The 15,790-nt window shown below is 40.1% G+C and carries 10 protein-coding genes; 8 read left to right on the top strand and 2 right to left on the bottom strand.

Annotated elements, in window-relative coordinates; all coding sequences use genetic code 11:
- Positions 1-260 precede the first annotated feature (260 nt).
- From alaC to R2K28_RS15555, 5 genes are all read left to right on the top strand, one after another.
- Positions 261-1,451, top strand: coding sequence for an alanine transaminase (alaC, locus tag R2K28_RS15575; RefSeq protein WP_116446478.1), 1,191 nt, complete (start codon positions 261-263; stop codon positions 1,449-1,451).
- Positions 1,452-1,483: 32 nt separating this feature from the next.
- Positions 1,484-2,797 (top strand): homoserine dehydrogenase, encoded by a 1,314-nt coding sequence (locus R2K28_RS15570; RefSeq protein WP_116446477.1) that lies wholly within the window; start codon positions 1,484-1,486, stop codon positions 2,795-2,797.
- Positions 2,798-2,852: 55 nt separating this feature from the next.
- On the top strand, positions 2,853-4,001 hold the full coding sequence (gene thrC / locus R2K28_RS15565) for a threonine synthase (protein ID WP_316365819.1): 1,149 nt from the start codon (positions 2,853-2,855) through the stop codon (positions 3,999-4,001).
- Positions 4,002-4,042: 41 nt separating this feature from the next.
- The gene (locus R2K28_RS15560) at positions 4,043-5,059 is read left to right on the top strand and encodes a hypothetical protein (RefSeq protein ID WP_316365817.1); all 1,017 of its coding nucleotides are present in this window, start codon (positions 4,043-4,045) and stop codon (positions 5,057-5,059) included.
- Between the two features lie 129 nt (positions 5,060-5,188).
- Positions 5,189-7,099: an asparagine synthetase B family protein gene (locus tag R2K28_RS15555; protein ID WP_316365815.1), complete on the top strand. Its 1,911-nt coding sequence runs from the start codon at positions 5,189-5,191 to the stop codon at positions 7,097-7,099.
- A gap of 65 nt (positions 7,100-7,164) precedes the next feature.
- Here R2K28_RS15555 and R2K28_RS15550 read toward each other — a convergent pair whose 3' ends face one another.
- Complete coding sequence (locus R2K28_RS15550) at positions 7,165-8,706, bottom strand: lipopolysaccharide biosynthesis protein (RefSeq protein ID WP_316365814.1); 1,542 nt, start codon at positions 8,704-8,706, stop codon at positions 7,165-7,167.
- A gap of 1,159 nt (positions 8,707-9,865) precedes the next feature.
- Between R2K28_RS15550 and R2K28_RS15545 the strand changes: the two genes are divergently transcribed.
- Positions 9,866-11,263 (top strand): right-handed parallel beta-helix repeat-containing protein, encoded by a 1,398-nt coding sequence (locus R2K28_RS15545; RefSeq protein WP_316365812.1) that lies wholly within the window; start codon positions 9,866-9,868, stop codon positions 11,261-11,263.
- A gap of 92 nt (positions 11,264-11,355) precedes the next feature.
- On the opposite strand, the gene R2K28_RS15540 is transcribed toward R2K28_RS15545, so the two are convergent.
- Entirely contained in the window at positions 11,356-13,071 is a 1,716-nt protein-coding gene (locus R2K28_RS15540; protein WP_316365811.1) for an asparagine synthase C-terminal domain-containing protein, read from the bottom strand.
- 393 nt (positions 13,072-13,464) lie between these two features.
- Here R2K28_RS15540 and R2K28_RS15535 point away from each other — a divergent pair, with 393 nt between their 5' ends.
- On the top strand, positions 13,465-14,679 hold the full coding sequence (locus R2K28_RS15535; protein ID WP_316365810.1) for a glycosyltransferase family 4 protein: 1,215 nt from the start codon (positions 13,465-13,467) through the stop codon (positions 14,677-14,679).
- A gap of 88 nt (positions 14,680-14,767) precedes the next feature.
- Positions 14,768-15,619: an XrtA system polysaccharide deacetylase gene (locus R2K28_RS15530; RefSeq protein ID WP_316365808.1), complete on the top strand. Its 852-nt coding sequence runs from the start codon at positions 14,768-14,770 to the stop codon at positions 15,617-15,619.
- Positions 15,620-15,790 lie beyond the last annotated feature (171 nt).

The following is a 15,790-nucleotide window of genomic DNA, read 5'->3' as shown; positions in this document are numbered from 1 at the left end:
CTATTCAAAACCAGGAAAAAAGTCAGCTTCAAACTGAACAACTGCACCCCTCCACTGGGATCTCATGTGGATTATCCCTCCAGCAGTATCTATGCAGGTGATAGGTGCGGTGAATCACGATTCTGTTGAGGTTGAACAACCGGCTGGATTGATCAACCTGGAAAGATCTGATCTTGTCAATTGATCTTTGATAGTGGGTCAGTTAACTTTACCTCTTTTAAGCCATGTGAAAAGTCGAGGTTTTCGTGTCTACGCCTGAGATGGAAGAGTTCCGCAGAATCAAGCGGTTGCCACCCTATGTGTTCGCTATAGTCAATGAACTAAAGGCGGCGGCTCGAGCGCGTGGGGAGGATATCATCGATTTCGGCATGGGAAACCCGGATCAGCCGACACCCCAGCACATCGTGGATAAGCTATGCGAAGTGGCGAATCGAAAGGATACCCATCGCTACTCCATGTCCAAAGGCATACCGAGACTTCGCCGCGCCATGAGCAATTGGTACAAGGTTCGATACGATGTCACCTTGGATCCGGAGACCCAGGTTATCGCCACCATCGGTTCGAAAGAGGGGCTGGCGCATCTGGCATTGGCTTGTATGGGGCCGGGTGATTCTGTACTGGTACCCAATCCCGCCTATCCGATACACCCATACGGCTTTATTATTTCCGGTGCTGATGTGCGCCATGTACCGATGGTTCCGGGTATCGATTTTTTCGATGAGCTGGTGAAATCGATCAAGGACTCCTGGCCGCGCCCCAAGATGCTGGTGCTCAATTTTCCAAGTAATCCCACCACCCAGTGTGTGGATCTGGAGTTTTTCGAAAAAGTTGTCGAGATTGCCACAGAGTATAATATCTGGGTTGTTCATGACCTGGCCTATGCGGATATTGTATTTGATGGATATGTGGCACCGTCGATCCTGCAAGTGCCTGGCGCCGATCAGGTAGCGGTTGAGTTTTTCTCTTTGTCGAAGAGTTACAATATGCCTGGTTGGCGTGTCGGGTTTATGTCGGGTAACAAGACCCTGGTCGCAGCACTGGCACGGATAAAATCCTATCTGGATTATGGTACCTTCACGCCGATTCAGGTGGCAGCAATCGCTGCCCTCGAAGGTCCACAGGAAGTGGTAAAAGAGATTTGCAGTATGTATCAGAATCGTCGTGATGTACTGTGCGACGGATTAAGCAACATCGGCTGGCAGGTGGAAAAGCCCAAGGCGACAATGTTCGTTTGGGCACCTATACCTGATGCATATAAATCAATGGGATCGCTGGAATTTTCCAAGAAACTTCTGAGTGATGCAAAAGTTGCGGTCTCACCAGGTATCGGTTTTGGTGAACATGGTGATGACCATGTGAGGTTTGGGCTGATAGAAAATGAGCACCGGACCCGGCAAGCTGTGCGTGGGATCCGTGATATGTTTCGAAATGATGGCTTGAAAGCCTCGTAACTGATTGGACTTTTACAGCAGGAGTAGAGAACTTGAATCCAGTTAAAGTTGGTTTATTGGGGCTTGGGACCGTGGGTGGTGGTACGCTGAATGTTCTGACCCGCAATGCCGATGAAATCGCTCGCAGGGCAGGCCGGGGTATCCATATCACCCATGCGGCGGCAAAACAGTATGACCCCAGCAAGCTGATTGGGCTAGAGAATGTGGAGGTCACCGATGATGCATTTGCTGTTGTGGACAACCCCGAGTTGGATATCATCATCGAGCTGATTGGTGGTTACACGCCAGCACGAGAATTGGTCATGAGGGCGATCGAGAATGGCAAACATGTGGTGACCGCCAATAAAGCCTTGATCGCCATGCATGGCAATGAAATCTTCGATGCAGCCCAACAAAAGGGTGTTGTTGTAGCCTTCGAGGCCGCCGTTGCGGGTGGTATTCCGATCATTAAGGCAGTTCGAGAGGGTCTCGCGGCAAACCATATTGAGTGGATTGCAGGCATCATCAACGGAACCGGTAATTTCATACTCACAGAAATGCGTGACAAAGGGCGTGAGTTTACCGATGTGCTAAAAGAGGCGCAGGCCTTGGGTTATGCGGAAGCTGATCCCACCTTCGATGTGGAGGGTATAGACGCAGCCCATAAATTGACCATCCTCGGTTCCATTGCCTTTGGTATTCCTCTCCAGTTTGAAAAGACCTATACCGAAGGTATTACAAAAATTGAACCGCAGGATGTTGAGTACGCCGATCAGTTTGGCTATCGGATAAAACACCTTGGAATAACCCGTAAGACAGAGGCTGGAATAGAGATGCGGGTCCATCCGACCATGATTCCCCGGCGGCGGCTGATTGCCAATGTAGATGGGGTTATGAATGCTGTGCTGGTGAAGGGTGACGCAGTGGGTCCCACACTGTACTACGGTGCGGGTGCCGGCTCTGAACCCACGGCTTCGGCTGTTGTGGCGGACGTGGTCGATGCGGTGCGTATGCTGACGACCGATCCTGAAAACCGGGTGCCACATCTTGCATTTCAACCAGGAAAATTGGTTGATTTAGCGATCTTACCCATTGAAGAGGTGGAAACCACCTTCTATTTACGTATGCAGGTTGTGGACAAACCTGGGGTGGTTGCAAGGATTGCCAGTATTTTGGCTGAATCGCATATCAGCATAGAAGCGATTCAGCAAAAGGAACCTAATGAAGGTGATAATACTGTGCCACTAGTAATGCTGACCCAAAAAGTCATCGAAAAGCAGCTCGACAAGGCTATCGCAGAGATCGAGCAGTTGGAGACCGTGTTTGGGCAGGTGATGCGTATACGTGTGGAGCGTCTGGATGGATGACCATTGGTCTATCTATTTTCGCTACAGTAAATTGAATTATTATTGAGGTTTATATATGCCATTCCGTTCCCGCTATACAGGATTGATAGAAAGATACCGTGACAGACTGCCTGTTCATGATGATACGCGGATCATAAGTCTTGGCGAGGGCAATACTCCGCTTATACGTCTTAACAATATCCCCCGGCAGTTAGGAAAGGATGTGGATATCTACGTTAAGTACGAAGGTTTGAATCCAACAGGCTCGTTCAAGGATCGGGGTATGACCATGGCCGTAACCAAGGCCGTGGAAGAGGATAGTCAAGCCATCATTTGCGCATCCACGGGAAATACCTCAGCTGCTGCGGCTGCGTATGCAGCACGTGCTGGTATTACAGCCTTTGTACTGATACCGGATGGTAAGATAGCGATGGGCAAGCTGGCCCAGGCAATGATGTATGGCGCCATAACCATTCAAATCAAAGGCAATTTCGATGATGGTATGCAGTTGGTAAAGGATGTCGCTGACCATGCCCCTGTGACCATCGTCAACTCGATTAATCCATACCGTCTACAAGGTCAGAAGACAGCCTCTTTCGAGATTGTTGAGGAGCTGGGCCATGCTCCTGATTACCACTGTTTGCCGGTTGGGAATGCTGGGAATATAACGGCACACTGGATCGGGTACCGTGAATATAGTTGTACATCTGCAGACAATGTGACAGAGGCATGTGCCTACTGTAATGGCAAGTGTAAATTTGCTGGGGGTGCGGTTACAGGCAAACAGCCAAAGATGGTTGGATATCAGGCCTCCGGCTCGGCCCCCTTCTTACGTGGCGGTCCTGTTAAAGATCCGGAAACTATAGCTACAGCAATTCGGATTGGAAATCCGCAATCCTGGAATCAGGCATGGAAGGTCAAGGAAGAGTCGGATGGATGGTTCGATGAATGTACTGACCAAGAGATTTTGGCCGCGCAAAAGCTATTGGCTGAGCAAGAAGGCGTATTTTGTGAACCGGCATCAGCCGCCTCTCTGGCTGGTGCCATGCGTGATGTTGGTTCTGGGCAAATACCGGAAGGATCAAGTATCGTGTGTACTTTGACAGGAAACGGATTGAAAGATCCCGACACGGCTATTCAGCAATCGGCTTCACCTGTACTCACAATAGATGCAAAACTTGATGAAGTTAAACGGGCCATTTTCAACAACATGGAAGAGAGTTGAATGTGATTAGTAACGAATGCAGTATGCCTTTGTAGTGCTCTGTGGTAGATATAATAACCATACACCTCCTATTACCGGAACTGCTTTGGCCAGTTGATAACGACAGTATAGAGAAAACAAATGTCAGACCCAGGTTCATTGAAAAGCTGTTGTCTAGAGCAAGCAAACAGCATACTGAAGGTTTGGGCTTAGAAGAGACGCTATTTCGTCTATTTGATGTTTCTTTACACAATTCCTTCGATCTACCCACTGCTGCTGTAACCTATCTGGGCGATGGCGGAGATCCAGCAGAATATTGTTGGGCCGTGGCTTCTCCAGTCCAATTTATAGCAGACAGAGACAGGTTGTTAATGGTCGGCTCAGAACATTTGAATATACAATATTCAGAAGCTGAAGTCCTGATAAAGCTATTTAATAGGCACTTTGAAGAAGATGGTTTAACGCTTGTATATGGACGCTCAGGTATTTGGTATTTAAGAATATCTGAATGCCCAGAGGTTAGAACTTGTAGTCAAGAGTCGGTTGTTGGTCATTTTCTCGATGACTACCTGCCGCAAGGTGCAGATGAACAGAAATTACTGAGTCTTCTCAACGAAACTCAAATGCTTTTCCATCAAAGCGATGTAAACCAAGAAAGAACAGTTGCCGGGAAGGAAACTATAAGTGGTTTATGGCTTTCTGGTTTTGGTAGGTTGCCTAAGGTTGATGCTCGTGCTGTTCCGATATATTCCTCCCTACCGATAACCAGGGGATTGTCTAACCTGATGACTGCCACGCATTATGAGTTAAGTGCAGATATTAACGATATAGACCTTCAGCATGAAGAAGTATTTATAATTAATTCGGAGTTTATGGAGACAAAAAAAGCGCTTGATTTGCCCGGGTGGAGGGCGGCATTGATGCGTTTAGATAGCAATCTTGCATCACTAATGGTGGACAATAGGAAGAACATAGAATTAGTTATATATAATTGTATGGGGGAGAGGTACCATATAAACAAGAAAAGACTGAGTTACGCGTTTTGGAAAATATCCAAAAACATTAATTCATTTAAATAAATTGCATTAATTTATCAGCTTTTAAATATTCGGTATTCGTTTAAATGATTTAATATCTGTCTGCATGAGTCGAGGCGATATTTTTTTGGTTTAGAAATCAAATAGCATTTATTTTGAGGTGCTTTACTGGTGACTGATAATAATACGTTTATTAAATCTAAAAACATGCAGATCCCTCCTGTCATAGTAGGTTTTGCAGGCGTTATGCGTTTGGATGGACAGTCTCATGACCTCAAAAAAGAACTGGACTTAATTGATAGCCAATTTGCTAGATCCGAATCTACATCGAAGACAGTCTGGTTAGGTGAGAACGTTGCTGCACTGTCATATCAAAATACACAGGAAAGCAAAACTGATTCTGATGTTAAAGAGTATACAATTCCAGTTTTGGATGGCCTTCAAGGTGTGTTGCATGGATCACTCTTCGAACAAGAACAAAGTCATGATCATATAAAGTCCAGTTTGCGGTTATTGGAAATATACAGGCAAAATGATGTCTCAAAATTTCAAACAATCAATGGCGCATGGGCTGGTTTTATTTTTGACAGCAAAACAAAGACCATATCGTTTATTAGAGACAGGATAGGTATTCAGACACTCAATGTTATAAAGCATGGTGAGAGTGTTTATTTTGCCACTGACTTACGTTTATTAAGAAATTCTGTTGCACTAAATGCCGACAGTCAATCCATAGCTGAATTATGTCACTATCTATATGTGCCCGCACCATTAACAATCTACAAGAACTGCACCGCAGTACTTCCAGGGCATATCCTGCAAATAGATAGTCAATTTAAACAGAAAAAATACTCTAAAGATCGATTTGTCATAGGTAATTCACTTAATGACGATAATCGAATTAATGAAGCTATAGAAAAACAGCTACCAAACTTTGAGAATCATTTAATCAAAGCAGTCACGGACTGTCTACCTGAACAGGGTAGGATTGCGCTAACACTAAGTGGTGGAAAGGACTCGTCAGCTCTTGCTATCGCTCTAAGTAAAATTTGTCCGGATAGAGTAGTTGCATTAACAATAGGACAATCGGAAAAACGGAGTGATGAAACAAAAGATGCGAGAAAAGTGTGCAAGGCATTAGGGTTGCAGCACATAAGTTATTACCCAACAGATGATGAGATTGAAGAGGGGTTTTACAAATTCACGGCCCTGTCTGATCAGCCTATTGGTGATCCGGCTACATTGCCATATTTTCTCGGCATGACAAAATTACCCGATGACTGCAATTTGATTTTAGATGGGACTGGAAATGATTATTACTTTGGTGTTTCAAGCGTTCCACGCGGTATTTGGAAATATCAAAAGCGTATAGATATAGAGGATCACGTACCTAAGTATCTATGGCGTACAGTTCTAGGCGCAATGAAGTTGACGACTTCAAATATGCGAAATCTAGCAAAAAACTGGGATATGCCAATAGAAGAGGCGTTCGTTGCATGGCAGGGATGGAGTAGTAAGGAATTAGAGGACCTCCTGGATAGGGAAGTATCTTTTGAACATACCTATTTATGGAATGTGATGGGTCGTCGAAAGTCAATGACTCGCATAGAGTTGGAAACAGAGGTCATTTGCGGTGTCTGGGAACCACATACCGCCTATAGGAAAGCGCATTATTTAGCTCATGCTCTGGGAAAGGGAATAAGATTTCCTTTTACAGACAACAGGCTTGCTGAATATATAAATGACTTGCCTGAAGAGCTAAAACTTAAAAATAATGTAAACAAGCAAATACTGCGAGCCTATCTCAAAGCTAATCTGCCTGAAGAGATTGTGAATAAAAAGAAAATGGGATTTGTGTTTAATATCAATCGAATCCTAGAGGATTCTAGTTATAAGTGGATTGATTATTTGGTTAATTATAAAGAGGAACTATTCTCTAACAATGCAAAATCGATAATTGATAAACTGTTGAAGGATTATCGTGACAATCCAAATGATCCATCAAATCAGCACAGGCTCTATGCGCTTATGTTATTAGCTTTTGTATTGGCATCAAAGGATAAAATCCAGTTGGAATATTGATCTTAGTAATATTCAAGCATAGATATAATATTATCGGGTTGGCTTAATCTAACTTATCAATTTGACTACCTTAATAATGGTACATATCTTTGGAGCAGGGACCATAACAGTTCTTTTTCATCCTTCTTTAAACAAATTATAAATATGGAAATAATGTACACAGGCATAATCGCCGCCAATTGCAGGAAAAAAGTAAATAATGATTCTGCTGCATGATAATTTGTAATATAGAGACCTGCCAGCGCAAAAGGCAGACCTGCAATTAGTGGTTTGGTGTAAACGTCGATAATGTATCTGTAACCATCAAATTGGATGTGTTTTCTGACTAAAATTGGAAGGGTTATAACCATGAATATAATCTGTGGAATTGCCGTACCTAGTGCAACCCCGAATATACCAATATAGTTGACTAATATAATGCTCAACAATAAATTACATATTGCTTCAAGTACTCTTAGATAGGCAACGGTTTTGTGCTTGCTAATACCATATAGAATAATGTTGATAGTATTATGCGGAACAGCAAGTAACGTACTCACAGCTAAGATATAGAGTACTATTGGTGATGACTCAGTGTATTCAAGCCCCATCCATACCCTAATAAAATCTTCACCCAATGATAAGTAGACGATGCACACAGGTAATGCGATCAGCATAGTCAACCTGCTTGCATTTAAAACAAGTTGACCGACACCTGACATGTCGTTCTTTGATTCGAGTTCACTGGCAACAGGGTTCAGGACGCTGTTGCTCATTAATATCAACTTCCGAAGATAAATTATCAGGTTTCCAGCTATTGCGTAGAAAGTGACAGCTGGTGCTGATAAAAAGATACCGATTACTAAGGCGTCGGTACTGAAAATTGCCTTCTCACCTAGATTGTTTATCAAAACAAAGACACTGTAATTGTAAAGCTTCTTAAATATTGGGAATCTTTCTTTAAATGGCTTGTGTATATACTTGAAAGGTACGTTATGTTTTTTAAGTAATCTGTGCGCAAAAATATAAATAAATATACTTACACCAAGACTGATTATCAGTTGTATTGAAGCAAGGGCAACTAGTCCATATCCATTACCCAGGAAATAGAGAATAAGTCCTAATCTTATGAAAGCGGCAAATATACCTATAATGTTGTAAACATCGTAACGCTGTAACCCCATTAGAATGCCCATGTAAACATTAAAAATGAGGAACTGCATTATAGTTATACCGCTTAATACAACGGCAATACGAATATCTGTAAGATCACCAGCAGGACTTGAAAATATATAGGGAAATATAAAGGAAAAAAGAATAGCTATAAATAAGCTTAGGACGCCTATACCGCCATATAAGAGTATACCGGTACTTAATATCTCATTTAATTCTCTATTATCATCTTTGGCTTCAAGTTTAGAAACATATCTAATAATTGATTCACGTATACCAAAATCCATAAGGTACAGATATCCGGTAAACTGCATCAGGATTACCCAGATGCCATAGTAAGTATTACCAAGACTGTGAACTATGAAAGGCGCCAAAAAGAAAGAAATTAATACATTAACAGCAAAATTCATCCAGTTGGAAAATATGTTCTTGAATATTTTCTTTTTATTCAACATCTTTATTCAAATCTAGGTCAGAAAAATAAGAAGTTATAGCGATTGTTTCAAATCAAAAACTACACACAGTCAAGTGAATCGTCTGGGTTACTCTAAATAGCGACAGCAAATCAGGAATGTACTTTGGGTGTACAAGTTAGCCAACAATTCTACAATCATTTTAGGAACATTACGATGCTTACAACTAGGGCCTGTTAACAGGCCCTAAATGGCTTTATAGCAATAAACAATGTAGTTGAAAAATTTAAGGATTGATCCGGATATAAATATAACTGCCATTATCTGAGTTTAAATTTTAAAACCCTCTGCTCATAGGAATTAAATTAAAGTCATATGAAGAGCCCAATATTGAAAGGAGTAAGTCTAAAAACGAAAAAATTGTCGTATAAATATACAATGGTAGACTGTTACTGCTTATGAGTAACTGTTGCATTTGAATGGCATATGATTCACTAAAAGAACTGGATGGCGGTAGGTCGCATCTGAAAACAGTGTTGTTATTAACCACAATGTCCAACAGGGTAGAAAACTGGAACGGTAAAGATCTGTATAATCAAGTGTGATCGACATTTACTCAAAAAAGATATAAATATAACATATGTACCAATTAAAAAAATTAATGGATATGTGAGAATTTGTTTCGATTAGCAGGGATTGTGAATTATCCACACATTTTTTATATCTAAATTCATCCACAACAATTCACTATAATTTCACACATATATTCTTACTGTGTCACCTGAGTATCTGTACTATTGGTGTGGAAGGTAAAATTTTCTGGATTAATAGTTGTCTCATGATCGGTCGGGCACAGCCAGCAGATAGGGTCTTAGATGCCATGCATGCACAGAGAGGGGAGTGACAATCGGCGATATGCATAGGTAACACTCTGAATGAGCAGGCAAATTCACGAAAAGTCCAAGAAATGTTAAGCACACAATCGTGATTGGTCTCTTGAAATACCTCCCACATCTGGGATGAGAGCGGTAAAATATAAATATGTGAACTGCTACATCAACATTTGCGAACTAACACTCAAAGAAAATCGTGTTGCATGCCGATAATGGCTATGAATAGAAACTAAACCCATGCTGAAATTTACAACAATATGGAAATTTCTAATTAGTATAGTAAATTCAGCGAGTTATGAGAGTTCATCATGAAGAAATTAATATTATTTGCAACATTATTGCTAGCGTTTTCTCTGGTACAGGCTAAAACCCTTTACGTAGATGCAAGTACAGGTAGTGATTCCACCACCTATGACGCTAACAGCAGCTCACAACCATGGGCGAGTCTAGGCCGTGCCGTGTGGGGGAGCACATCAAGGACCAGTCCGAACTCTCAACAGGCGGCGCGTGCAGCGGATGTCGTTATAGTACGAGCTGGCACATACACTACCAACCAAGGTATCGGTAGTAGATACATCCCCATCTATAATCCTGTAAATTCAGGATCCGCGGGTAGCCCAATTACATTTCGCGCAGAAGGCAATGTGATCCTGGCTTCTCCCACCAGTTCAGCCGGTGAACCGATTGTCGGTGCATATGATAATAGTCACATTGTTTGGGATGGCTTTATTCTGGATGAGAGAAATATCAATACAACTCCAGATACAGGACCTGTAGTGATATGGACTTCCGATAACATAACAATTCAAAACTTCACTATTCGAAGTGTCACGGCCGGTTGGCATGACAATCATAATGCTATCAGGGTTGAGAGCTCTCGAGACTCATTAGTAAGGAATAACACTATTTATGGGAATAGAAACGCTGACGGTAATACTAACGGCAGCGCGATTATGACTTACACATCAAGTAATATCACTTTTGAGTATAATGATATTTCTGAATCAAATGGTGGCATTTTTATCAAGGGTCACAATATCGGACCTTTCACAATCAGAAACAACTACATCCACGATATAGACGTAGCAGCCGTCACTTTTGGTACAGTCGGAAGTGCTGGTGTGCTTGCCTACCAAAATATTATCCGTGACAGCTTTATCGGTTATCAGTTCGTTGGCTATGATTCCAGTAATCCGGCAAACATAGATGTTGTGAACAACACTATCTATAACTGTGTCAGCGGATTTGCATTGATGCCTGGAACCAGTGGTTATAGAGATATTGTTATTGCAAACAATCTGGTAGTTGGCGGTACTAGGGCTATTCAGGCTGAAGATATTTCAAACATTCCTGGAACTACCTTCAGGTATAACATGTATTACAATAATGGTTCTCAAGCGAGAGTCTACTATCAGAACTATTCATCATCTGGTTGGCAAAGCAGCTTCAATCAGGATGTCACTGGATCACAATTCACAAATCCACAGTTGAGTGATGTGTCTGCAAACAATTTAACGCTCTCATCCAACTCCCCAGCTTTAAACGCGGGCGTGGATATGTTGAATTTACTATCGAGTGGTACTAACGCATCGATAAATATAGGTGCCCGTGTTTCCTCAAATGATGTCATTGGCGCTAGTGGTGCGGCTCCGGATACACAGCCAACGGTAGCAAATTCGCCACCGAGTTCCCCATTTTTGTACTAAACGTACAGCTTATTCATTGAGTAGATAAAAGCACTACCCGCGAGAGCGGGTAGTGCTTTTTTTATTATTAACTTCCCTGACAGTTGAAGTTTTTATAGACCCGGGTGTTGTTGAATGGCCTCGTTTAACTCAGCTTTTAAGTCTTGCGGGCTTTCTTGCAGAATGAATAAACGTTTCCATATTCCATAATTAATCCAGTTCCAATAGATCATGGCTCGTCTTTCGTCTGAACCCTGAAAAGTTCTTACCAGTTCAATATCAACAACAGGTTCAATGAGTTTTAACAGAGGCTCGCTAAGGCCCCCTTTATTGGCCCAAAGAGATGATCTAACACCAAAGCCAAGCTTGGGTCTATTGAGTATAAATTCTGGGACACCTAGCTTGGAGCCAAGGTGGAACATAAGCCTTTTAGGCTCAGTCAATTTCTCCTCCCAGCTTATACTGTTGGCTGTTTTTATAATATTTTCTGGATTGAATGAGTAATATACGTTGCGGCCTGTATCAATAGCCATTTGTGACCAGATATCTTGAGTTACAGCCACATCTGAAAGAAAATCCAGGGTTGAAAATGCATCAAGAACAGAGTTCGGTTTTATATTATTAATGGTTGTAAGTCTGCTTTGAAAAATATCTGATTGATCGACATTGAATTCATTCATAACCCAGTCCATATCACCAAATATTCCAAGCATCCAGATGGCATGGTTAAGATTGCTGTAATCAGAATTCCATTTGCGTTTGGACCATGTGTGAAACCTGGCAAATGTAAAGGAATTTTCAGAGATTAATTTGGAAGCGATTAAAAGAAGAGGTGAGAGGTAGGGTTTGATCATATATTTATAATGTTGGTAATTAAACATGACATTTAAACCAACTAGACCATCTGCGCCTTGCCCGCAAAGGATAATTTTATCTTTTTCACTCAGGGAGTTTTTGAATAGTAATGAAAGCAAGATCGATTGCAGATGAACTACAGGCATCTCAGCCTGGCTGATTGAATCTACTAAACCATTGAGGAATTGAGTATTGGTGAATTTGTGGTAGACATGCTTGGATCCTAATGCCTCTGCGGCGGTGGTTGCATATAATAATTCACCATTTTCCTCCTCGATTTCGAAAGGATATCCAGTTGAATGTGAGTTATTAAGAGTTAATATGTCTTTAGCAGATTTGAATATTACAGATGAGTCCATTCCACCGCTCAATAGGCAGGAGACATTATCCTTTAAAGGTAATAAGTCTTGAGTATTGCTTGTGAAATTTTCGACAAGTAAATCAGAAGCGCTATTGAATGATAAGTCGTCTTTTTTATCAAAGGCGCGGGTCCAGATTAGATTTTTTGTTTCTACTTTCGTTGAACCAACTGTAAAGACAAATTGACTATCCAAAGGCAGGGACAAAATATTCTTGTACAAGGTACTTGGTGGAGTAACATACCTGAAAACAAAATACTCCGGTAAGACCTTAGTATTGATATCTGTCTTGATACTTAGTTTATGAAAAAGTCTTATATTGGAAGATATTATAAGGGCGTCTGAGTTATCATATATATAAACAGGGCAGCTGAGCATGAAATTCTTTATAGAATAGCCTGACTGATCCTGTTTGTTGAATACAAATATATCACAAGAATAAATCGAAGATTTTATTAAGGTTACTTTGTTATTTTTCTCTTCTATTTCATAATCTCTCTTTGAGTAATAGATGTGGCAATCCAGATTATCATTTATTGAAAAGCTGTAATGCTTTAATTCCGGAATGCTTTTTTCGTTGAGAGTCTTTGAACCGGTGATGGATATTAAAAACACTTCTACTCCCCTTGTTGAGTATTTTTTGTAATTAAATATACTATCTTTGATACGGTTGTGTAAGTTGTTTTGCGTTCTTGATATGAAACTTGAGTCAAGCTGTGAATATAATAGAACATTTAAAAAGTAAGGGCACGAATGGCTGTGTCAACGGTAAAAACACCATTATTAATACATGTTAATATATATAATGCACAGTAGCTCAAGATTCACAGGAATTAGCCAAAATTTTACCAGATTATCTTATTAGGCATTGACCTAAATACTGAGTGTGGTCCAATAAATTGGAATGGTTGTGGCCAGACTTCATTTGACATGAGCTTGGTCTGCCCTGGGTAAATGTTAGAGTAATCTACTTGCTATTTATTATTTATTGCCTAAGTGAAGTAAAAAATGACTAAGAAGAAAAATATCATGTATTGCGAAGGTAATACTGATGGTACTGTTGGTGGATCATTTTACAGTTTATTATTTTTGACGAAGGGTCTGGATAAATCAAAATATAATCCCATTGTTGTTTTCCATAATCACCATTCTCTGATACCTGAATACGAAAAAGCAGGAGTAAAAACGCTAATTCTACTCCAGTTTAAACCGAAGGCGTTGCACATAGACAATGATTATTTAAAATTATTTAACTCAATTGCTAGAGTAATACAAAAAATAATTAATTTAATTGGCTTTCTTGTTGTGTCGAGTTTTAAACTAAAAAAATTATTAAATGAATATGAAATAGATCTGGTTCATTTAAATAATTCAATTCTTAGAAATAACAATTGGATCATCGCTGCATATTTGGCGAATATACCCTGCATTACACATGAGCGTGGGATTAATAATTATTATCCGCGCATTCCGAAATATTTATCAACCAAATTAAATGCAATTATCAGTATTTCTAATTCAGTTACTGAAACATTAGTTAGCAACGGGATTCAAAAAAGCAAAATAGTGACGATACATAATGGAATTGATCCTTACGAGGTCATTTCAAAGGTATCCGATGAAGATATCCTAGAGAAGTTGGGCTTAAATAAGGTCAAAAATTTAATAGGTATTATAGGGAATATAAGAGAGTGGAAAGGGCAAATCGTCGCTGTCAGGGCTATGCGAAAAATTGTTGAAATCTATCCCGAAACTGTTTGTCTTCTGATAGGTGATACAGCTAAAGAAGATGGCTATTATGAAGATCAGTTACATTCACTTATTAAGGAACTGGGATTGGAATCAAATATTATTTTTACAGGATATGTAAAAAATGTTCCTGATTATCTAAATATTCTACAAATAGTACTTCATACATCGATTGATCCTGAGCCTTTTGGACGTGTATTAATAGAGGCTATGTCTCTGTCAAAGCCGTTGATTGCTGCGAATGATGGGGCAATACCAGAAATTATTGAAAATGGAAAGTCGGGTCTGACATTCACTCCAGGCGATCATGATCATCTCGCTGAACTCGTCATACAATTAATAAAAGATAAGCAATATGCGGATAGTCTTGGAAAAGGGGGGTACGATAGGCTTGTCGATAATTTTCATATAAAAGTTAATGTTGATAAGACACAATTACTATATGATAAGATACTGTCACATGAATCAGGCTAACAAATCTAATTGGCATGACACTTTCTTGTGTTAATTCACTCATTAATTTCTTGCAAATGATGCAAAGCACTTGGATGGTTGGTGACAGATGTTAGTAAATGCGATGACGGTTGACGTAGAAGATTACTATCAGGTATCTGCTTTTTCGAAAAATGTCGATAAATCTGAGTGGGAAAAATACCCTTCCAGGGTTAATTCAAATACAAATAGGTTACTGGACCTGTTTGACGAAAAAAATATCAAAGCTACATTTTTTGTCTTGGGGTGGGTTGCTGAAAGAGAGCCGAAATTAATTAAGCATATTTCAGATCTTGGACACGAAATAGCGTGCCATGGATATAAACACGACTTAATCTATAATCAAACAAAACAGGTATTTACAGAAGAAACAATAAAATCGAAGTTGATCCTCGAGGATATAATTGGTAAGCCGGTGAATGGTTACAGGGCGGCAAGTTATTCTATTACATCAAAATCAATTTGGGCGATGGATGTACTATGTGAGGCCGGCTTTACATATGATTCGAGTATTTTTCCAATAGTTCATGACCGTTATGGCATACCCAATGCCAAAACAATTCCGCACAATTTCCGTACCGACTCAGGTAATGAAATCGTAGAATTTCCACTATCAACTATCGGTTTCGGTAATAAAAGGTTACCAATCAGTGGTGGTGGTTATTTCCGGTTGTTTCCGTATTGGTTGACACAACAAGGTTTGAAGAAAGTTAATAATAAGAATATCCCGTTTATCTTTTATATGCATCCTTGGGAAATAGATATTGATCAGCCAAGAATTAAGTCATCGATGTTATCTGAATTCAGGCACTATCAAAATATTGATAAATTTGAATCTAGACTCAATCGTCTGATTGGACAATTCGAATTCAGCACAGTAAAAGATGTTCTTAATAATAGTGGGTTGCTGAATCTGGACTGACTGATTGACTAATTAGAAAATGTTTAGGTTTATCGCAAGAGTCATATCTTCATTAAATAGAAGAATGTCGCATATTATTGTATTAATTAGTGCAAAGAAGAATAGTCGAGAAGCAGTCAAAAACAGACAAGGAAATAATATACTTATACTATGCTATGGTAATATTTATCG

The sequence above is a fragment of the Candidatus Thiodiazotropha sp. CDECU1 genome, assembly GCF_963455295.1.
Lineage (GTDB): Bacteria > Pseudomonadota > Gammaproteobacteria > Chromatiales > Chromatiaceae > Thiodiazotropha.
This window is presented reverse-complemented; position numbering and strand designations above follow the sequence as displayed.